This window comes from Pleomorphochaeta naphthae, from assembly GCF_055396005.1.
Map to the genome: position 1 here is coordinate 648,594 of NZ_AP042457.1, position 21,325 is coordinate 669,918.

Genomic DNA, 21,325 nt, shown 5'->3' on the forward strand with positions numbered 1-21,325 from the left:
TAGTTTTATTATAGCTAAAAATGCTATTTTTTCATGAAATTTTTTAATTAGTTTGTTATTATAAGTCACCAAAGTTCATTGACAGATAATTATGAATAACCTACTCTTTATAGGCTATGTTATTCATATAATTTTTTTGGAGGAAAGTATGAAACCTAACAAAGAGAAATATGTATATTTCTTTGGTGACGGGAAAGCAGAAGGAACTGCTTCAATGAAAGAATTACTCGGTGGTAAAGGAGCTAATTTAGCTGAGATGACATCAATAGGATTGCCAGTGCCTCCCGGGTTTACAATAAGTACTGCAGCTTGTGAATATTTTAATACTCACAATGGGCAATTGCCAAAACATCTAGAAGATGAAGTTTTAGAAACTTTAGAAAAACTAGAGAAAACTATGGGTGCAAAATTAGGTGATACAACCAATCCCTTATTAGTATCTGTTCGCTCTGGTGCTGCTCAATCAATGCCAGGTATGATGGATACAGTATTAAACCTAGGTTTAAATTTAGATTCAGTTAATGCCTTAATTAAAAAATCAGGTAATGAGAGATTTGCTTGGGACAGTTATAGAAGATTTATTCAAATGTTTGGCGATGTTGTAATGAACGTCCCTCATCATGAATTTGAATCAGCTCTACAAAGTGTAAAAGATGAAACTGATAAAGTTTATGATACAGATTTAAATGTTGAAGATTTAAAAGAAGTAATTAATAGATATTTATTAGTATATAAGAGATATACAAATGAAGAATTTCCAACTGATCCAAAAGAGCAACTTTTCAAAGCAATAATTGCTGTTTTTAATTCTTGGAACAATGAAAGAGCAATTAAATATCGTCAGATGAACGATATTAGAGGTTTACTAGGAACAGCTGTAAATGTCCAAACTATGGTATTTGGAAACATGGGAGAGACTTCCGGTACTGGAGTTGCATTTACAAGAGATCCTTCAACAGGTGAAAATAAATTCTACGGTGAATATTTAATGAACGCACAAGGTGAAGATGTTGTAGCTGGAATTAGAACTCCTCAACCAATTAACACCTTGAAAAAAGTAAATCCAAAAGTTTATGAACAATTAGTCGAAATTAGATCTATTTTAGAAAACCATTATCATGATATGCAAGACTTAGAGTTTACAATTCAAGAAGGTAAACTTTATATGCTTCAAACAAGAAATGGTAAAAGAACCATTTTTAGTTGGTTAAGATCTCAAGTAGAAATGGTAGAAGAAGGTTTAATTGACAAAGAAACTGCTGTTTCAAGAGTTCCTGCTAATGAATTTAATAAGTTATTTGCTCCTGTATTAGATAATAAAGTCATAGCTGATAATAATATAAAAGCTATTGCTCAAGGCTTAAATGCATCTCCAGGTGGAGCTTGTGGTCATATCTATTTTACAGCAGATAAAGCTGTAGAAGTTGCTAAAACAGGTAAAAGCGTAATTCTAGTTAGAACTGAAACTTCTCCTGAAGATATTCAAGGAATGGCAGTTGCTAAAGGTGTTGTAACATCTAGAGGCGGAATGACATCTCACGCTGCAGTAGTTGCTCGTGGTATGGGTTGTCCTTGTGTTTCTGGCGTTAGTTCAATTTCTGTTAACGAAAAAAAGAAAACAATGAAAGTTGGAGACTTAGAATTTAAAGAAGGCGACTATCTTTCAATAGACGGTTTTACAGGTGCAGTATATGGCGTTAAAATCGCTGTAAAACCAAGTGAAATTGTTCAAGTCTTAGATGGTACAATGAAAGAAGAAGATTCTAGACTATTTGAAAATTATAAAACTTTCATGGGCTATGTTAATGAAATTAAACAACTAGGTGTTAGAACTAATGCTGATACTCCTCAAGATGTAAAAAGAGCAGTATCTTTAGGTGCTGAAGGAATTGGGCTATGTAGAACTGAGCATATGTTCTTTGGAAGTGAAAGAATTAAATCAATTAGAAAAATGATACTTGCAGACAATTTAATTGAAAGAGAGACAGCTCTAAATGAATTGTTACCAATGCAAAGAGAAGATTTTGAGAATATTTTCACCCAATTAGATGGCCGTCCTGCTACAGTAAGACTTTTAGACCCACCATTACATGAGTTTTTACCAAATGACCATACTTCCCGTCATGAATTGGCATTAGATTTAGGAATTTCTGTAGAAACTATTGCACAAAAAATAACTGACCTTCATGAATTTAATCCTATGCTAGGATTTAGAGGATGTAGATTAGCTATTGTGTATCCGGAAATTTTAAGAATGCAAGTAAGAGCTATAACTGAAGCTGCAATTAATGTAACTAAAAAGAATATAGAAGTACATCCTGAAATCATGATTCCTTTAGTTGGAAATTATAAAGAATTCCTCTTTTGTAAAAAACATGCAACAGAAGAAATTGAAACTATCTTTAAAGAAACAGGTATGAGAATTGATTATAAACTTGGAACAATGATTGAAGTTCCTCGTGCAGCAGTTACTGCAGATGAAATTGCTCGAGAAGCTGAATTCTTTAGTTTCGGTACAAATGACCTAACTCAAATGACATGTGGTTTCTCAAGAGATGATGCTGCTTCATTCTTAAATCATTATGTAAATGATACAGATAAACAATTCTATGATTATGATCCATTTGCAACTATCGATATTGACGGTGTTGGAAAACTAGTTCAAATGGCAAGCAAATTAGGTAGATCAGTTAGACCTACTATTAAGTTAGGAATCTGTGGAGAGCATGGTGGAGATCCAAAAACAATTGATTTCTGTCAAAAAATTGGATTAAACTATGTTTCTTGTTCACCATTTAGAGTACCAATTGCTCGTTTAGCTGCAGCTCAAGCTGCTATTAACAATAGATAAATTTAGGAAAATGTTTTACTAAAACATCAAAAATTTATTTAAAAATTAAGGACTAACTCTTCTTGGGTTAGTCCTTTAATATATTTAAATTATAATTAATGATTTTATGTTGTTTTTATAAAATATTAGAAGAACAATAAATCTAAGGATATATATTTTAGCCGGAGGAGGGAATTGAACCCTTGACCCACGCTTTACGAGAGCGTTGCTCTACCCCTGAGCTACTCCGGCAATACTGAAAAGATACAATATAATAAGTATTTATTTCAACTGTTTTTTTATAATATTTCAATCTAATCAATTTGTTTAGAATAAAGTAATCTAAATCTTGACCCATATAGTTAAAAACTGTAAGCTAAGCCGGTATGGTAAACAAGCAAAATAAAACATTAAAAACAGTTAAATTTCCTTTGAGAAATGATAGTTATGCATTTGAATTTGATTCAATGGTTGATCAAAGGCCAGTTATTGCTGAAACTTGGGACCCTGAAGTAGCAGATTTTTTTATGGAATTGTATCCTTCTTTACTTGAACGTGGTAATAGCATTTCAGACTTACAACAAAGAGCAAGTATAGAGGCATTAACAAAGGGATCTTCCATATCTAATGTTAGTGAATTTCTGCAAATGGTTTCCAAATTAAAAGTTAAAAAGAATAAGGAATAGTAATTTAATTTATGAATATTTTAGGAATAGAAACCTCTTGTGATGAATGTAGTGCTGCAGTTGTTCAAGATGGTTCAAAAGTATTAAGCAACGTAGTTGCGACACAAATAGAATTACACAAGCCATATGAAGGAGTTGTTCCTGAATTGGCTAGTAGGTTGCATACTGAGTGGATAGATCAAGTTGTAAATGCAGCCTTATTACAAGCAAATATAACAAAAGATCAATTAGATGCTATAGCAGTAACTAATAGACCTGGGCTACTTGGCTCTCTTTTAGTAGGAGTTAATTTCGCTAAGGGCTTAGCTGCTACTTTAGATATACCATTTATTACTATAGATCATATAAGGGCACATTTATATGCCTCACAAATTGAAAATCCACAAGAATACCCATATCTTGGAGTATTAGTTTCAGGTGGACATACTGTAATTTGTAAAGTTAATAGTTATAGTGAAGTTGAGGTACTAGGAACTACAATTGATGATGCAATAGGTGAGGCTTTTGACAAAGTTGCAAAACACTATGGCCTTGGATATCCTGGTGGTGTAGTAATTGATAGGCTAAGTAAAAAAGGTGATTCTAAAGCCTTTTTATTTCCAGGTCCATCCTTATCAGCTGGTCATGAATATGATGTTTCCTATTCAGGTTTAAAGACAGCAGTTATCAATCAATTGGAAAAATTTCATGATAAAAAAAGTGAAATAAATAATGAAAATATAGCTGCTAGTTTTCAAAGAGCTGCGGTTGGAATTTTAATGAAGCGAATAAAATTAGCTTTAAAAAATACAGGTTTAAAAAGAGTTTCTGCAGGTGGTGGAGTAGCAGCTAATAGTTTACTTCGCTCTGAGTTAAAGAATCTTGAAAAAGGTGGATATACTGTTACATTTCCATCATTAAAACTTTGTACAGATAATGGTGCAATGATAGCAGGTTTAGCTTATAATTATTTAAGGGATGGTTATAGGGATAATTTTGATATAAGTGCAAGTGCGAGAGTGAGTGCTTTTAAAAACAATCAGTAGGGAGTAATTAATGGAGAGATTTGATTTAGATTCAGCAATAAGAAAGGTAAAAGATTTTCCACGAGAAGGTATTTTATTTTATGATATCACTGGAATTTTGGCTAATCCTAAAGCTTTTAATTATTGTATAGATTCATTCTATGAGTTATATAAAGATAGGGATATTGATAGTATTGTTTGTCTTGAAGCACGTGGCTTTGTTTTTGCTAGTCCTTTAGCAATAAAAATGGGCTTACCATTAGTATTAGCTAGAAAAAAAGGAAAACTACCTGGAAAAACTTATGAAAAAGACTTCTCACTAGAATATGGTGTTGATACAATTTGTATTCAGCATGTTGATGTCAAAAAAGGTGAAAAAGTATTATTAATTGATGATTTAGTTGCAACAGGCGGAACTTTAGAAGCTGCAAGAGCAATTATCGAAGAGAATGGAGCAACTGTTGAAGCCATTGGTGGCGTAATAGGATTGCCTTTCTTGGGTTATCAAGAATTATTAAAAGATCATGAAGTCGATGTTTTATTAACATATGAAGGTGAATGATTATAAAATAAATGGGATATTTTAAAAATGATATTCGTTAAACTATATTTCTTATAGATATACTGATTGACAATATTTGTCTTAATTTGTATATTTTCCACTAGTGTGTTTTGGGATATAGTGTAATGGTAACACAGCAGATTCTGGTTCTGCTTTTGGGGGTTCAAATCCCTCTATCCCAGTTGTCTGGTCCCTTCGTCTAACGGTTAGGACGAAAGATTCTCAGTCTTTAAATAGGGGTTCGATTCCCCTAGGGACTATTTACTGTTAGGCAGCCTAAAGACAGGTTGCTTTTTTTTTGATAGACTATATTTATAAGGAATATATTAATGATAACAGCTTCGAACATTTCATTATCTTATGGTACACAAGTATTATTTAAAGATGTTAATATTAAGTTTACCCCAGGTAATTGTTACGGTATTATAGGTGCAAATGGTGCCGGTAAATCGACTTTTTTAAAGATTTTAGCCGGAGAAATTGAACAAGATACCGGTGAAGTAATTATAACTCCAGGGGAGAGAATGACCATGTTAAGACAGGATCATTATGCTTTCCAGGATTTTACTGTTATGGAAACCGTTATCAGAGGATATGATAAGCTTTATCAAATAATGAAAGAAAGAGAAGCTATCTATGAGAAAGAAGACTTCACTGAAGAAGACGGCATTAGAGCTGCGGATTTGGAAAATGAATTTGCAGAACTTGGTGGCTGGGAAGCTGAAGCTGAAGTTGGTCAAATGCTTGATGGTCTAGGTATTTCTACAGAATACCATGATAAGAAGATGGCTGAAATTGAAGATAGCATGAAAGTTAGAGTATTACTAGCTCAAGCATTATTTGGTTCTCCAGACATTTTATTATTGGACGAACCTACTAACCACTTAGACTTAGAATCAATTAATTGGCTAGAAAATTTCTTAGAAAATTTTGATAATACTGTTATCGTAGTAAGCCACGACAGACACTTTTTAAACAGCGTTTGTACTCATATTGCAGATATTGACTATTCTAAAATTCAACTTTATGTTGGTAACTATGACTTCTGGTATCAATCAAGTCAATTAGTTGCAAAACAAATGAAAGATGATAAGAAAAGAAGAGAAGATAAGATTTCTGAATTAAAAGACTTTATCCAACGCTTTAGTTCAAACGCTTCAAAGGCAAAGCAAGCAACTAGTAGAAAAAAATTAATTGAAAAATTAACTATTGATGATATTAAACCATCTTCTAGAAGATTTCCATATGTAGCTTTTAAACCAATTAGGGAATTAGGAAATAATATAGTTGAAATAGAAGGTCTAACGAAGAGTGTAGATGGTGTTAAGGTTTTAGATAATCTTAATTTAGTAGTAAATAAAGGGGATAAAATTGCCTTTGTTGGTCCAAATCACCAAGCTAAAACACTTCTTTTTGAAATTCTAAGCGGAAACATTGAGCCAGATGAAGGATCATATAAATGGGGAGTTACAACAAGCCAATCCTATTTCCCTAAAGATAATACAAAATTCTTTTCAGAGCATGTAAGTATTACAGATTGGCTTAGACAATATTCACCAGATTTAAAAGATGATACTTATATAAGATCTTTCTTAGGAAGAATGTTATTTAGTGGAGATGAAGCCTTAAAAGATTGTACTGTTCTCTCTGGTGGAGAAAAAGTGCGTTGTGTATTATCAAAAATGATGCTTGAACAAGCAAACTGTTTAATATTTGATGAACCAACTTCTCACTTAGATCTTGAATCAATTACAGCTTTGAACAATGGTTTGATTGATTTTACTGGAGTGATACTATTTAATTCACATGACCATCAATTTGTAAATACAATAGCAAATCGAATTATTGAATTTACACCAGGTGGAATAATTGATAGAATGATGCCATTCGATGAATACCTAGTTGATGAAGGTGTTAAAGAATTAAGAGATCAATTATATGCTGGACAAAATCATCACAATCTTTCAATTTAATTAGGAGTTTTTATGTTATTTGCTGTGGATATTGGAAATACTAATATAGTATTGGCAGTTCATGATGGAAAATCATGGATTAATATTTGGCGAATCCACACAGATGTACATAAAACAAGTGATGAGTATTTTGTTCTTTTAGAATCTCTATTAAATAATTTTGATTCAAATGAATACGTGATTGATAAAGCCGTAATTTCTTCTGTAGTGCCTAATTTAAATAGGGCCTTACAGAAGAATGTAACTAGGTTATTTGGTATTGAGCCCATAATGATTAATCATGATCTAAATACGGGCCTTGTGAAAGAAAGTATTCCTCTACAATTGGGAAGCGATTTACTTTGTAATTTAGCCCAAGCACATCATTTATATCCTAATAAAGATGTTATGGTGATTGATTTTGGAACAGCCTTGACTATGAGTTGTGTAAATAAAAAAGGCGAAGTTGAAGGTGTAGCAATTACCCCAGGTTTGATAACAGCGGTAAATGCTTTATTTGGTAGTACAGCTCAATTGCCTCAAGTACAATTGAAAGCTCCTGTTAAAGCAATGGGTAGAACTTCAGATACTTCTATAAGATCTGGAATAATGTTTGGTTATTCAGGATTAGTTGAGTCTATGATACTTAGAACTGAAAAAGAATTAGATACCAATTTATACGTAATTGCTACAGGCGGACTTTCCTCGACAATTTCTCCATTAATTGGAAGAATAGACGAAGTAATTAATGAGCATACTCTAAATGGCTTGTTATACATTGCTTCATTGAATTAAATAAGTCTTTTCAGTATCGTTTTTATATAACTTTATAATTATATTTTATTGATATGATATTTAAATACTGATTTTTTGAATTATTTAAATATTAAATCTAGTATAAATTATATAACAAGCATATAACAATAAATAAAAAACACCATTGGTATTAGTCAAAGGAATACCAAGTGGTGTTTAATTTGTAATTAATCGAATCTTAAATTGAAAAACTGCCTTCTTTAATAATATTAGATTCTCCAATAGAAATATTAGTAAATTCATCTCCAATAGGAATTGCTAACTTAACTAAAGATTGGTTTACTTTAAGTAAGTCCAAATCAGCTTCTTCATCAATATCTAAAAGAGAATCTTGCATAGCGCCACCTAAAACAATAGAGGTTGAATTTTCTAGAGAGTATAGGGGGTGAGCGCTTTTATTAATATATTTAGCTTCAATAGTTTCTTCATCGCAAAGAGAAATAGAAGAAACAACATTTGCATTTTTATCAGACTTGAAGAAAGCATCAAGTGCTTTTTTCCCTTCAGTTGCATTATATGAGATAACTTTTCCATCTTTAATATTAAAAGTTGCATTTTTAATTATTTGTCCAAAAAGGTAAAAATCTCTTGTTGCTTCGATATGTGCATTAGTACTATCTCTTTTAATATTATTGTGCACATTTTGAGAAGGAAGGAAGTTAAAAAAGCTTCTATTATTTTTTAAAGTTATATAGTTTGATGCCCAGATAGAATCTTCTATTAATTCACACTCCAATTTTGATCTTCTACTCTTAATTTGAAGCTTATTATCTTTTAAAGAATTTAATTCTTTTACTCTGTAATCTAGCAACCCTGATTGGTTAGCCCAATATTGGAGCATGTTGGAGTGATCTAAACGCAGGAGTTTTGCAAAATAAGCATAAACTTCATTATCTTCTAATGGTGAAAATGCTTTTTCAACAAATGTTTTAGAAGGGTAAGGTACTACAGTCCAAGGGAGTGCAATTCTTCTCTTTAAATCAATTGGTTCACTTAAAACACCATATTCGCTAATTTCTACAACACTGTTTATAATTTCATGAGGATCTTTTTCACTTTCATATAAGAATTTATCTAAATCTAATATTCTACACATTAATTGTGATTTGATCTCAGGCCTTTGTATATCTAATAATTCTGGATCAACTGGAACTGTTTGAGTAACTTTACCTTTTTCTGTCACAACAATAGTTACAGGTAAATTTGTAATGTTAGTTGCGAACTTAGCTAGGTTTAAGGTAAAACCATATGTTGATTCCTCTGTGTTAATTGAAAGGGAATCACCTTTACTTAAATTTAATTGGCCAAAGCAAATTAATTTAAAAAATTGTAAATCGAAATTTGTCATGATTGTACTATAGCAAAAAAGCAAAAAATAGTGCAGATGTTATGCTTAAATATAATAAAAAAAGAGAAAAGAAAATTTATCGATAAAAAAATATTCTAAACCCTTGAATAAAGTTTATTTGAGTGTTATTGTATGGGCGTGAATGATATTGAACATATCAATAAATAATACTAATTGGACAATTAAAATTCACAAATATATGAAATTTGTGCTTTTAATGTGAAAGTTAGGATATTATTTATAATAGTAACAACTTTATAAATAGATTTCAAAGAAAAAATCATTTATTATTCTTTGAGTATCTGAGGAGATAAAAAATGGGTGTTATGAGTTTTTCAATTCCAAGAGAGATTTACTACGGTGAAAATTCTTTACAAAAGTTAGCTGAACTTAAAGGTACAAAAGCTGCTTTAGTTACTGGTGGAAGATCAATGAAAAAATTTGGCTTTTTAGATAAAGCTGCAGCTATCTTAAAAGATGGTGGTATTGAATCAATTATCATTGATGGTGTAGAACCTAATCCTTCTGTAAAAACAGTATTACGTGGTGCAAAAGCTATGCAAGAATTTGAACCAGATTGGATTGTTGCAATCGGTGGTGGTTCTGCTTTAGATGCTGCAAAAGTAATGTGGTGTTTCTATGAACATCCAGATCTAAAATTCGAAGATATTATTGAAGTTGGATCAATGCCAGCTCTAAGAAATAAAGCACGTTTTATAGCAATTCCATCTACTAGTGGAACAGCTAGTGAAATCACAGCATTCTCTGTTATTACTGACACAGAAAACCATATTAAATACCCAATTGTAGCTGGAGATATGGTACCAGATATTGCTATCTTAGATCCTGCTCTACCTATGAAGATGCCTCCTCATATCACAGCAAATACAGGTATGGACGTTATGTGTCACGCACTAGAAGCTTTAGCATCAACTGCTTCATCACATTTCACAGAACCTTATGCAGTTAGAGCTATTGAATTAGTTTCTAAATATCTACCTATTGCTTATGCAGAAGGTGAAAACCTTGAAGCAAGAGAATGTATGCATGAAGCATCAGCTCTAGCTGGTATGGCATTTACTAATGCTTCTCTAGGTCTAGTTCACTCTTTAGCTCACAAAATTGGTGGCGAATTTGGAGTAACTCACGGATTAGCTAATGCTATTTTATTACCTTACATCATTGACTTTAACAGACAATTTACTGACAGATATGATTACATTGAAAAAGTCTTAGAAGTTAAAGATATTGCTCAAGTAGTAAGAGACTTGAATGTTAAATTAAACATTCCAACTTGTTTCAAAGATTGTACAGAAGTAGAATTTAACGAAGCTAAATTCAAAGAAGTATTAGATAGAATGAGCAAAAATGCTTTTGCAGATCCTTGTACTTTAACTAACCCTGGAACACCAACAGTTGAAGATGTAAAAATGATTTACGAATCAGCTTTCTATGGTACTCCAATTAAAAAATAGTATAAAAACTATTATTATTTAGAAAAATATATCTCACTCCATTATATCATTATAGTGGAGTGATTTAATTTATGGGCTTAAAACTCGTTTACAAAGCGATTATTAAAAGCTTAGAAAACAAAAAAAACACCTGCTATGCGGGTGGGTAACAATTGTTATATAACTACCTCGTTTATATTATAGTATTAGAATACCATTGCTAAACTATAAGTAAAAACGAGATGATAAACAATGGTAAATAAAACAAACAGTTTGTCACACACAAAGAGGATGTGTAAATACCATATAGAATTTACTCCAAAGTATAGAAAAAATAATTTACAATCAATATAGAGCAAGTGTAGGTGAAATATTAAAGACCTTATGTAATTATAAGAAAGTTGAAATTATAGAAGGACATTTGATGGATGATCATATACATATGCTAGTAAGTATACCACCCAAAATAAGTGCAAAGAGTTTTATGGGATATTTAAAAGAAAAGAGTACCCTTATGATATTTGATAAAGTGTCAAATTTAAAATACAAATTTGGGTATATACACTATTAGGCTAAATGGTATTATGTAAGAACTGTTGGCTTAAATACTGCGACTGTACAAAAATATATTTAAGAACAAGAAAAACAATAAATTAAGAGAAGGTGAAGGCCCTTTTAAGGGTATCAAGTAGTACAAATACTACTTGAGTAGTAGCAAAAGAAGCAAAAACACGTGGGGTGGGAAAAAGTACACGTAAAGCGTCTTGAGACGCTGTCGGTATATCCAAGGCTTATAGCCTCAGAGTAAAACACCATTTTGAAGGGTGTTTATGATTTTTACTTAATCAATTATATCGGATTGTTTCTATTTGTGTTTTAGGTGAAGTTATAGAATTTATAGTTACAAACAAATTAAAGAATGATATTATAAATTATTTCTAAACTAACTTTTTATAATTTTATATATCATGAAGTTTTAGAAATATTAGAATGATGAAGTAGAAAACTAAAAAAATTTGATTCAAACAACTCTCTTATATCTCTTACTATAAATTTGTATTATTCTCTAAAAATCAAAAATTAACTAGATTTTATTTTTTTTCGTAATAAAGTATGTATTAAATTGTAGTTTTACGGATATTATAACAGATTTTTCATCCTTGCGCGTTTCTCGATTAGGCCAATACAATTTAAAAGTATTTAGAATTACAAAAGAAAAAAAGGAGTTCATAATGAATAAAAAAGTATTAAGTTTATTAATGATTATTGCATTAATAAGTACATCAACATTTGCGCAAGGTTCAGATGAAAAAAAATCAGGTGAGAAACAAATAACACTCACATTATTAGATTTCTTTGTACCAGGTGAAGGAAATACCGAAGCTTTTGAAGCAGTATTAAAAGATTTTGAAGAAGCAAATCCTAATATTACAATTGATGAAGAAACTATTTCAAACAGTTCTGTAAAGACTAAAGTTCAAACATTAGCAGTTGCTAATGAACTACCAGATATTTTCAGCTTAAAAGGTCAAATGACTAAAAGTTTTGTTGAAAATGGTAAAGTTCTTGATATGAGTGATTTTTTAAACGAGAATCCAGAATGGAGAGACAGTTTTAAAGATGGAGTATTCTCAAACTTCACGATTCAAGATGGTGTTTATGGTATTCCATTCCAAGTAACAAACACATGTATTTATTATAATGATAAAATCATGAAGGATGCAGGTATTGAAGAATTCCCTACAACTTGGGAAGGCTTAATTGAAGCTTGTGAAATTTTAAGATCTAAAGGTATTACTCCAATTGTTTTAGGGAACAAAGGTAAATGGAATGCTGAATCTGTAATTATGAGTACTTTAGGAAATAGACTAACAGGCGATGAATGGTATGATAGCATTAAATATAATACAGGTGCTAAATATACTGATCCTGAATTTGTAGCAGCATTACAAGCTCTAAGTGATTTAGCAGCAGTTGGTGCATTTAACAGTGATGTAAACAGTATTGATAACTTACAACAATTACAAGTATTTATGAATGGTAAAGCTGCCATGACTATTGATGGCACATGGGCAATTCCAAACCTTGATGCTAATAGTCCTGAAGGCGTACACGAAAACATTAAAATTGCTGCACTTCCTGCAGTAGAAGGTGGTAAAGGTAATCCTGAAGCAATTACTGGTGGTGCTGGTTGGGCATTTGCAATTAGTTCAGACATAGATCCTGAAAAGAAAGAAGCAGCTCTTAAATTTATTAAAGCAATTGTTAATGAAAAGTTTGCAACATTACAAGCAGCTTCAGGTGGTTTAACAGCTAACTATCCTGGTGATTTTGAAATGGATTCATCACAAGTTGTAGCATTACGTTTTAATGAATTCCAAGAAGGAAGACCATATATTCCTGTTTACGATCATCAATTAGAATCAGGTGTCATGCAAGTAATGCAAGAAGGATTACAAAACTTGCTTATTGGTGAAATTAGTGCTGAAGAATTAGCTAGCGATATTCAAGCAGAATACGAAAGAGTTAATCAATAAATAATTTGAAATTTGGGAAGATACAATAGTATTTTCCCAAATTGAATTAATCAATTAAGGAAAAGCAAATGACCAATAAACTAAAACCAAAGACACCTGTTCTTTATCTTTTAATGACTCCTAGTATAATTTTATATGGACTCTGTTGTATAACCCCATTGTTTATAGCACTTTACTATAGCTTTTTTAACTGGAATGGTGGAATAAACATGGATTTTATAGGTCTAAGTAATTATAAGACATTGATTGGCGATACACAGTTTTGGTCTGCCTTTTTAAATAACCTAGAATTCATACTATGGAATGTAATTGGGCAAATTGGACTGGCATTAATAGTCTCAATGTTACTTGTTTCAAAAACAGTTAGAATGAGAACCTTCCATAGAATGGTAATCTTTTTCCCAGTTATTTTATCAGCTGTTGTTGTAGGATTTTTATGGAGAATTATATACAACAAAGACTATGGTATCTTAAATTTATTTTTAACTAAAATCGGAAGAGCTGATTTAATACAAGCTTGGCTCGATGATCCTAAAATAATAATCAGAACTTTAGCAATCCCAAAAATTTGGCAATATATTGGTTATTATATGGTTATTATCTTAGCAGGAATACAAAATATTGATAAAAGTGTTTTGGACAGTGCTGAAATAGATGGAGCAGTAGGGTGGAAAAAACTTCTTTATATTGTAGCCCCATTAATTAAAAACACCTTATTTGTAAGTATCTTACTTTGTATATCAGGGAATATGAAAACATTTGACCAAATATTTGTTATGACTGGAGGGGGCCCTGGAAATAGCTCAAAAGTTGTAGCCCTATATGCTTATGATATAGCAATGGAAAAAATGGATTATGGATATGGAAGTGCTGTTGCAATTGGAGTTTTAATCTTAAGCTTAACTTTAATCTTAATTAGCCAAGCATTTAATAGAACAAAAAACGATACAGTCTAAAAGGAAAAAGATTATGCAAATAGATAGAATTAAAAATACTCAAAAAACTATAGGATCTGTAGTTGTTAATGTTATACTTTGGCTTTTTTCTTTTACATGTGTATTCCCAATATTTTGGATGCTATATTCTTCAATAAAAAGTCAAAAAGAATTTGCTTTAAATTCTGTTGGACTTCCAACTGAATTCCATTTTGAAAACTTTGGGATAGCAATTGAAGAAGGAAAACTAGGCACATATTTTATGAATAGCTTAATAAATACAGTTATCACAGTAATAATTGCTATAGTTTTAGCCTTTTTTATTGGTTATTGTTTATCTAGGTTCAAATTTAGAGGACGAAATGTTCTTTACTATTTCTTCTTAGCAGGTATGCTTATTCCAATTTATGCATTGTTAATACCAATTTTTTTAGAATTTAAATCAATCGGTTTAATAAATAAGAGAATATCTTTGATTTTACCATACATCGCTTTTGCAATGCCGGTTGGGGTATTTCTAATAGAAAGTTTTGTAAAAGGGATACCAATTGATATGGAAGAGGCAGCTTGTATTGATGGAAGTGGATTTTTAAGAACAACATTTTCGATAATAATGCCAATGTGCATGCCAGTATTATCAACAATATCGATTTTAACTTTCTTAGGGACTTGGAATGAATTTCCCTTAGCTCTCGTATTAGTTAGAAGCACAAGGTTAAAAACAATTCCAATAGGTTTAACAAACTTTATTGGAACATATACAGTAGATTATCCTCTTATGTTTGCTGCGATGGTAATATCTACACTTCCTGTTATTATAGTTTATCTGATATTCTTCAATAGAATTATGGAAGGAATGGTAAGTGGTGCTGTTAAAGGATAGGTAAAAAAATGGAAAAGAAAAAGAGACGTAATTTATTTAGATTTGGCCTTCAATGGAAAGCTACGGCCTTAATAATTATCCTTTTTCTTTTACCGTTTTCTCTTATTGGTTTATTTTTTTACTCTCAACAAAATAAAGCAGCTAATGAGCAAGTATTTTTATCTGAGTTGAATACTATGAATACTATTGGGATAAATATGGAGAGTACATTAAGAAATTTACAAGAAATATCATTAATGTTTTATCAAAATGATGATTTTCAAAATTTTTTAAAAAGTGCTAAAGATTCTAATGACTCCACCATAGACACAAAATCTCTTGATTCATATTTTTTAAATCTTTTTAGTTACAATAAAGCAGTAACTGCTGTAACTATACGAAGGATGGATGGTGTTTCTTATTCCTCAAGTTCAAGTTATGAAGCAATGAGTGATGAAGAGTTTAATGAAATAATGAAACAAAGTGGAAAAATGACTTACATGGGTATTAGAGACAGTTCTTTATATGAAGGGCATACAGCATTTGTCTTTTCTAGAAAGTTGTACGATATAAACGATATGAGCAAAGTTTTAGGTGCTATAGAATTTTTTGTCGATAAAAATGTAATATTAAAATCTTTAAATTCAATAGATGTCGAAACAGCTGGAACATACTTAATTTTTTCTAATGATTTTAAAGAAATTATTTACTCTAATGAGCTTAGTTATATACCAATAGTTAAAGATTTTGATTTTGTTGAAATGGTTAAAAATAAGGATCAAAATGTATTTTTTACTAAAAAAGATCGAAAGAAATATGTTTTATCCTTATATAGATTTTCAGTTAATCCTGAATGGGTATTAGTACATGTAAGTCGAAGCCATTTTAGCAACAAGTCATTATTAGTTTGGTTGTTTATATCAATAATTTTAGGTTGTGCAGTTAGTGTTTTCTTTTGGATATGGTTAAATCGATACATATTTGAAAGATTAAATCTCTTAGCTATGGGTATGAAGACAATTGAAAATAAAGATTATTCAATTCAAATACCTGTAACTTATGATGATGAAATCTCGCTTTTAACACAGGATTTTAACCAAATGAGTAGTAAGTTAGAAGAGATGATAAATCAAGTATACCTTGCACAACTTAGACAAAAAGACTCAGAGATAAAATCTCTAAGAGCATATATTAATCCTCACTTTTTATTTAACACATTAGATACAATTTGTTGGATGAGTAGAATGGAGAGTGCATATGAAACTTGTTCTTTAGTTGAAGCATTATCTCATTTATTTAGGCAATCATTAGTATCTAGTAGTGGAATAAGCAGTGTTGAAGAAGAGATAAATTATACTAAAGAATATTTAAAAATTCAGGAATGTAGATATTCAGATAGTATAGAATTCGAAATCCATTGTGATAAGGATTTATATAAATATCAAACTATAAATTCTGTTCTACAACCTTTGATTGAAAATGCAATAATTCATGGTTTCAAAGATTGGGATAGAAAAGGGAAAATTATAATTTCTCTTTTTAAAGAGAATAATCTACTAGTATTTAATGTAGAAAATAATGGACATGATGCTCCATTAGATGAATTAGAAAAATATTTAATTGAATATAAAGATGGCAAAAAAGGTATGGCTCTCTTTGGAGTACATAATCGCATTCAATTAAGATTTGGGAAAACATATGGAATGAAGTTTAAAAAAGTTGTTCCACATGGATTATCAATTACAGTAACACAACCCTTACTTAAGATAAACGGAGGCTCTTTATGATTTCATTAATTATAGTTGATGATGAAATGACAATTAGAAAGGGGTTATCTCAAGAATTTGATTGGTCTGCCTACGATATAGAACTAGTTGGTCAAGCGAGTAATGGTAAAGATGGACTTGCTTTAGCTAAGATGGTTCAACCTGATATCATTATTACGGATATAAAAATGCCAATAATGAGTGGTCTAGATATGTCTAAGGAAATAACAGAAAAATTGCCTAATACAAAAATTATTTTTCTAACAGGATATAGTGATTTTAATTATGCAAAACAAGCTCTTTCTTTAAAAGCTGTTGAATATTTGTTAAAACCAGTTAATTTTACAGAATTAGCCAATATCATAAAAGAAATCTGTTCTCAAATTAGACAACAAAAAGATAATCAAGAAAAAAGAGAAAATGAAGAGAGATATTTTAAGCAAGCTCTACCTTATTTAAGAGCTAGAATTTTAACACAATTCGCAAATGAGCAAATTAGTTTTGATGATTTTTATAATAAAGCAAAAGAACTCTCCATACCAGTTTCAAAAAATACATATAGTGTTGGCTTTATTCAATTTGATGATTTAATGAGGAATTTAGAATTATCTTCCCTATATCAAAGAAATTTTTGTGATTTATTAATAAATAAAACAGTAGATTTGTATTTTAGTTCACAAACTGAATACAGTATAGCTTATTTTGATAGTAAATTATTTCTCTTAATCGCAACAAATGATGAAGAAGAAAATATAGAAAAGTTTTGGCATAAATTAAAGAATTCAATATCTGAACAATTAAAAGCAACAGTTAGCATAGGAGTGAGCACATATTTTAAAGATTCTTTATATATGGGAAAAGCCCTTTATGAAGCATCTGCTGCCCTAGAGTTGAGAGTAAAATCTGAAGAAGAAAGTAGTGTAATTAATTTTGAAGGGCCCTTAGCAAATATTATTCCAATTATTTCAATAAGCTCTAATGAAGAAAAAACATTGCTAGAATATTTAAGACATTCAGATACACAAAAGGTTGAGCAGTTTTTAGATATGTTAATTGATAAATATATAACTAAAATACTCCCTCAAAAAAGTAGAGAGCAGTTTTGCATCTCTTTAATTAGGTTAGTTGTAAGAGAAGGTTCTCAATTTGGTTTAACACTAAAAGATTTAATTGGCGAAAATAGAAATATATATTTAGAGATGGAAAATCAAAGTTCACTAGAACATTTAAAAGAGTGGTTGCAAGAATTATTCTCTCTTATGAGCACAACTCTTTCTCTAAGGGAGTCAAGTGCTCCTCCTACGATAATTACAGTTTCTATGGCCTGGGCAAAAGAACATTACTATCAACCTTTATCAGTTAGTGAAATTGCTGAGAGAATGAAAGTAACAGCTAATTACTTTAGTAGATTGTTTAAAAAATGGACTGGTGTAAATTTTGTTGAATGGCTTAATTCATATCGTATTGAAGAAGCAAAAAGACAACTTTTGTATGAGCCAGATAAGAAAATATATGAAATAGCAAATGATACAGGATTTAATGATTATAAGTATTTTGCATATATTTTCAAAAAATATATTGGTTGTACACCTCAATCTTATAGAGATTTGAGAGTTGGATTCGAAATAAATAATAAGGGAAAAGGAGAATAAGTATTTATATGAAAAAGTACCTATTTGGAGCAGTTTATATTCTCGAACAGGAATATTCTGATGAAGAGATTATCAGAGATTTAACGAACATGAAAAAAGCAGGTTATAACACAATAACATTATGGCCAGTAGCAAATGCATGGCTCGCAAAAAGTAGCCATGAGTATATTTTTGATCAAACTAGAAAAGTTATGGATATATGTAATGAGTTAAAAATTAAATGTATTTTACAATTATTTGGTCAAAACCAAGCTCAAGAATTCATGCCTGATGCAGGTTTAACTAGTGAAATGGAGCATTATTATGAAGAGGGCATCAATCTTCAAGCAAATAATTATTGGAGTAATTTAAATAATCCAACAGTTAGAGAATATTTTGATAATTACTTTAGAGAAGCAATTACAGCTTTAAAAGATCATCCAGCTCTTTATGGATGGGATGTATTTAATGAAGCACATTTTAGAAGTGATGATCCTTTTACAACAGAAAAATATCAACAATGGTTAAAAGATAAATATAAAACAATTGAAAATTTAAATTACCATTGGTATAGAAGATATAGTGCCTTCTCACAAATTAAACCAAATAAAAGAAGAACAGCTTATAGTGTCTGGAGTAGTTTATTACCCGCAATTGATTATGAAAAGTTTAGAAGTGAAAATTTAACTGAAATTTGTAGATTCTTAACAGATACAGCTAAAAAGTATGATGATGAGAATTTAATTATTATTGATGGAACCTCATCTATGATAATGAATTCAACTCTTTTAAATCGAAATAATGATGAATTTGAATCAGCATATGTACCAGATGTATATGGTGCAACTTTCTACCCAAAAAGCTGGGGAAAAAATTATAAAGAAACGCCTTGGACCTTGGCAATGTATTATACAATTCCAGCTAGTGCTGCAAGAAAAGCTAATAAGCCATATGTAATTAATGAACTACAAACTCACACCCAATCAGCTTTAACACCAGGATCTGAAGTAAGCCCTCAAGAATTAACAAATTGGATTTATATGTGTCTATTTAATGCCCCTAAGTTAATGCAATTGTGGAGATGGAGACCCTTTCTACATGGATATCAAGTAACTGGCCGTGGATTAACACAGTTTGATGGTACCCCAAATAAAAGATATGATGAAGTTGCTAATCTATTACAAATTGTAAATGATAATCTTGATCTATTTGGAGATTTTAAAGTTGTAAAGCCAGCTGTAAAAATTGCAATAAGTTATCACAATCGACTAGCTTTTGATTCTCTATTAAAATGGGAAGATAGCTTTTGGCAAGATAATGCAGAAGGTTGGTATCATATATTCTGGGAAAACGGTGTTCAAGTTGATTTCACTAATACTGAAAAACTAGATGAATTTGATTATACAGCTCCAATTATTGTTCTTCCAGCCGCGGTACAAGTATCTCATGATGAGAGTGAAAGACTCAGTGAATATGTAAAACAAGGTGGACTTTTAATAGCTGATGGAAGAATGGGAACTTTAAATGAACTTGCAAGAGCTCCAAAAGAAGGAATTCCAGGAAACATATTATCTACTTTATTTGGCTTTGTTGAAAATGATGTAACATCTAATGAGAATATGGTAATAGGTGGTAAATCTATCCAAGCTCCATTTATGAGCCAAATTATGGATGTAGACGATGATGTTAAAGTGCTTTGTAAAATGGAAGACGGTAGACCTGCTGTAATTGAACATAAATATGGAAAAGGTAAGACCTTATATTTTAATTCATTCTTCGGACTAAGTTCAAAAGATAAAGTCTCAAAAGAAATTAAGAATCTTTTCACTCCATATATTGAATCAATAGGTTGCATTAGTGCTCAAAAGGGCGAAGGCGTACACCTTTCATACATTGAATCTGATACAAAATATGGTATTTTAGCAATTAATTTTTCAGATGATTCATCTTCACTTTCTTTGAAAAATATTCCAATTGGAGAAAATATAACAATTGTTAATATTATGACAGGGGAAAAGCATGAGGTAAAGAATAAAGCTGTGGAATTAAATCTTGAAGCAAATTCTTCTCAAATTTTTGTATTTGACAAGTAGGGTAATCTAAATAAGAATTATTTTTTAATATATTATAAATTAATAATTTTTATCATTAGATTGTTAAAGTATTATATGCAAGATGAATTAGTAATTAACAGTTATTAATTCATCTTTGTTTTTAAAGATGAGGAGAGAGATATATATGTTAATGGGAATCGATTTAGGAACATCAAAAGTCAAAGTTGCAATAACCAATGAAAATAATGATTTTCTTACAATTGGAGAAGAAGATTATGTATTTGATGTCCCAGTAAATGGTTATGCTGAGCAAGATCCACAAGTTTGGTGGCTTGCAACTAAAAAAGCTATTCATATGGCCTTAAAAAAGATTAAAAATCCAAAAGACATAAAAGCAATAGGATTCTCAGGACAGATGCACGGTCTTGTCATGCTAGATAATAATAATCAAGTAATTAGAAAAGCAATTTTGCACTGTGATCAGAGATCTAGTGGTATAGTCGAGAAAATAAAGAATAATTTTGACAGTGACTATTTAATTAAAACTCTCCTAATCCTATATTTTCAGGCTTTCAATTAACCTCATTGAAATGGGTACAAGAAAATGAAAGAGAAAATTACGATAAAATATGCAAAATTATATCTCCCAAAGACTATATAAGGTTTAAAATATGTGGTGAGATTGGGGTTGAGTATACTGATGCATCAGCAACACTTTTGTTTGATATTGAGAAGAAAAAATGGGCAATTGATCTAATTGAAAAATGTGGATTTGATATTAACATGTTGCCAAAAGAAATTCATAAACCTTCAGATATTGCTGGGTTTATAACAGCTGATATTGTGAAAGAATTTAATATGAGTGAGAAAACTGCTGTTGTTTATGGT

14 protein-coding genes, 3 tRNA genes and 2 pseudogenes are annotated in these 21,325 nt (G+C 30.6%); 17 read left to right on the forward strand and 2 right to left on the reverse strand.

Annotation, left to right across the window (positions count from 1 at the left end; all coding sequences use genetic code 11):
* Positions 1-148 precede the first annotated feature (148 nt).
* The gene (gene ppdK, locus ACZ5SO_RS02995) at positions 149-2,851 is read left to right on the forward strand and encodes a pyruvate, phosphate dikinase (RefSeq protein ID WP_464626691.1); all 2,703 of its coding nucleotides are present in this window, start codon (positions 149-151) and stop codon (positions 2,849-2,851) included.
* 159 nt (positions 2,852-3,010) lie between these two features.
* On the opposite strand, the gene ACZ5SO_RS03000 is transcribed toward ppdK, so the two are convergent.
* A tRNA-Thr gene (locus ACZ5SO_RS03000) sits at positions 3,011-3,082 on the reverse strand.
* Between the two features lie 134 nt (positions 3,083-3,216).
* Here ACZ5SO_RS03000 and ACZ5SO_RS03005 point away from each other — a divergent pair.
* From ACZ5SO_RS03005 to ACZ5SO_RS03035, 7 genes are all read left to right on the forward strand, one after another.
* Positions 3,217-3,516, forward strand: a complete 300-nt coding sequence (locus ACZ5SO_RS03005; RefSeq protein WP_464626692.1) for a hypothetical protein — start codon at positions 3,217-3,219, stop codon at positions 3,514-3,516.
* Positions 3,517-3,527: 11 nt separating this feature from the next.
* Positions 3,528-4,541 carry a tRNA (adenosine(37)-N6)-threonylcarbamoyltransferase complex transferase subunit TsaD gene (tsaD, locus tag ACZ5SO_RS03010; RefSeq protein WP_464626693.1) on the forward strand — a complete coding sequence of 338 codons (1,014 nt, stop codon included), beginning with the start codon at positions 3,528-3,530 and terminating at the stop codon, positions 4,539-4,541.
* 10 nt (positions 4,542-4,551) lie between these two features.
* On the forward strand, positions 4,552-5,082 hold the full coding sequence (locus tag ACZ5SO_RS03015; protein ID WP_464626695.1) for an adenine phosphoribosyltransferase: 531 nt from the start codon (positions 4,552-4,554) through the stop codon (positions 5,080-5,082).
* A gap of 111 nt (positions 5,083-5,193) precedes the next feature.
* Positions 5,194-5,264: transfer RNA gene (locus ACZ5SO_RS03020), tRNA-Gln, on the forward strand.
* Between the two features lie 6 nt (positions 5,265-5,270).
* Positions 5,271-5,342 (forward strand) — tRNA-Glu (locus ACZ5SO_RS03025).
* A gap of 69 nt (positions 5,343-5,411) precedes the next feature.
* Positions 5,412-7,055, forward strand: a complete 1,644-nt coding sequence (locus tag ACZ5SO_RS03030; protein WP_464626696.1) for an ABC-F family ATP-binding cassette domain-containing protein — start codon at positions 5,412-5,414, stop codon at positions 7,053-7,055.
* 12 nt (positions 7,056-7,067) lie between these two features.
* Positions 7,068-7,829, forward strand: a complete 762-nt coding sequence (locus ACZ5SO_RS03035) for a type III pantothenate kinase (RefSeq protein ID WP_464626697.1) — start codon at positions 7,068-7,070, stop codon at positions 7,827-7,829.
* A 199-nt stretch (positions 7,830-8,028) separates the two neighbouring features.
* Here the strand turns inward: ACZ5SO_RS03035 and ACZ5SO_RS03040 are convergent, their stop codons facing one another.
* The gene (locus tag ACZ5SO_RS03040) at positions 8,029-9,198 is read right to left on the reverse strand and encodes an aminopeptidase (protein ID WP_464626698.1); all 1,170 of its coding nucleotides are present in this window, start codon (positions 9,196-9,198) and stop codon (positions 8,029-8,031) included.
* 317 nt (positions 9,199-9,515) lie between these two features.
* Between ACZ5SO_RS03040 and ACZ5SO_RS03045 the strand changes: the two genes are divergently transcribed.
* The 9 genes and pseudogenes from ACZ5SO_RS03045 to ACZ5SO_RS03085 all read left to right on the forward strand — a co-directional run.
* On the forward strand, positions 9,516-10,673 hold the full coding sequence (locus ACZ5SO_RS03045) for an iron-containing alcohol dehydrogenase (RefSeq protein ID WP_464626699.1): 1,158 nt from the start codon (positions 9,516-9,518) through the stop codon (positions 10,671-10,673).
* Positions 10,674-10,904: 231 nt separating this feature from the next.
* Positions 10,905-11,344: pseudogene (gene tnpA, locus ACZ5SO_RS03050) on the forward strand (IS200/IS605 family transposase).
* Positions 11,345-11,884: 540 nt separating this feature from the next.
* Positions 11,885-13,189: an extracellular solute-binding protein gene (locus tag ACZ5SO_RS03055; protein WP_464626700.1), complete on the forward strand. Its 1,305-nt coding sequence runs from the start codon at positions 11,885-11,887 to the stop codon at positions 13,187-13,189.
* Positions 13,190-13,257: 68 nt separating this feature from the next.
* Positions 13,258-14,145, forward strand: coding sequence for a carbohydrate ABC transporter permease (locus tag ACZ5SO_RS03060; protein ID WP_464626701.1), 888 nt, complete (start codon positions 13,258-13,260; stop codon positions 14,143-14,145).
* A 13-nt stretch (positions 14,146-14,158) separates the two neighbouring features.
* Positions 14,159-15,007 (forward strand): carbohydrate ABC transporter permease, encoded by an 849-nt coding sequence (locus tag ACZ5SO_RS03065; protein WP_464626703.1) that lies wholly within the window; start codon positions 14,159-14,161, stop codon positions 15,005-15,007.
* An 8-nt stretch (positions 15,008-15,015) separates the two neighbouring features.
* Complete coding sequence (locus tag ACZ5SO_RS03070; protein WP_464626705.1) at positions 15,016-16,773, forward strand: sensor histidine kinase; 1,758 nt, start codon at positions 15,016-15,018, stop codon at positions 16,771-16,773.
* Positions 16,770-18,404: a response regulator gene (locus ACZ5SO_RS03075; RefSeq protein ID WP_464626706.1), complete on the forward strand. Its 1,635-nt coding sequence runs from the start codon at positions 16,770-16,772 to the stop codon at positions 18,402-18,404. The genes ACZ5SO_RS03070 and ACZ5SO_RS03075 overlap by 4 nt, the downstream gene beginning before the upstream one ends.
* An 8-nt stretch (positions 18,405-18,412) precedes the next feature.
* Complete coding sequence (locus tag ACZ5SO_RS03080; protein WP_464626707.1) at positions 18,413-20,476, forward strand: beta-galactosidase; 2,064 nt, start codon at positions 18,413-18,415, stop codon at positions 20,474-20,476.
* 151 nt (positions 20,477-20,627) lie between these two features.
* A pseudogene (locus ACZ5SO_RS03085) lies at positions 20,628-21,295 on the forward strand (FGGY family carbohydrate kinase); the annotation flags it as partial.
* Between the last annotated feature and the right edge of the window lie 30 nt (positions 21,296-21,325).

Bases quoted from the DNA above. Each gene is read 5' to 3' on its own strand.
- ACZ5SO_RS03070 (WP_464626705.1), top strand. From the start codon at position 15,016: ATGGAAAAGAAAAAGAGACGTAATTTATTTAGATTTGGCCTTCAATGG.
- ACZ5SO_RS03075 (WP_464626706.1), top strand. From the start codon at position 16,770: ATGATTTCATTAATTATAGTTGATGATGAAATGACAATTAGAAAGGGG.
- ACZ5SO_RS03060 (WP_464626701.1), top strand. From the start codon at position 13,258: ATGACCAATAAACTAAAACCAAAGACACCTGTTCTTTATCTTTTAATG.
- tsaD (WP_464626693.1), top strand. From the start codon at position 3,528: ATGAATATTTTAGGAATAGAAACCTCTTGTGATGAATGTAGTGCTGCA.
- ACZ5SO_RS03055 (WP_464626700.1), top strand. From the start codon at position 11,885: ATGAATAAAAAAGTATTAAGTTTATTAATGATTATTGCATTAATAAGT.
- ACZ5SO_RS03080 (WP_464626707.1), top strand. From the start codon at position 18,413: ATGAAAAAGTACCTATTTGGAGCAGTTTATATTCTCGAACAGGAATAT.
- ACZ5SO_RS03005 (WP_464626692.1), top strand. From the start codon at position 3,217: ATGGTAAACAAGCAAAATAAAACATTAAAAACAGTTAAATTTCCTTTG.
- ACZ5SO_RS03015 (WP_464626695.1), top strand. From the start codon at position 4,552: ATGGAGAGATTTGATTTAGATTCAGCAATAAGAAAGGTAAAAGATTTT.
- ACZ5SO_RS03045 (WP_464626699.1), top strand. From the start codon at position 9,516: ATGGGTGTTATGAGTTTTTCAATTCCAAGAGAGATTTACTACGGTGAA.
- ACZ5SO_RS03030 (WP_464626696.1), top strand. From the start codon at position 5,412: ATGATAACAGCTTCGAACATTTCATTATCTTATGGTACACAAGTATTA.
- ACZ5SO_RS03065 (WP_464626703.1), top strand. From the start codon at position 14,159: ATGCAAATAGATAGAATTAAAAATACTCAAAAAACTATAGGATCTGTA.
- ACZ5SO_RS03035 (WP_464626697.1), top strand. From the start codon at position 7,068: ATGTTATTTGCTGTGGATATTGGAAATACTAATATAGTATTGGCAGTT.
- ACZ5SO_RS03040 (WP_464626698.1), bottom strand. From the start codon at position 9,198: ATGACAAATTTCGATTTACAATTTTTTAAATTAATTTGCTTTGGCCAA.
- ppdK (WP_464626691.1), top strand. From the start codon at position 149: ATGAAACCTAACAAAGAGAAATATGTATATTTCTTTGGTGACGGGAAA.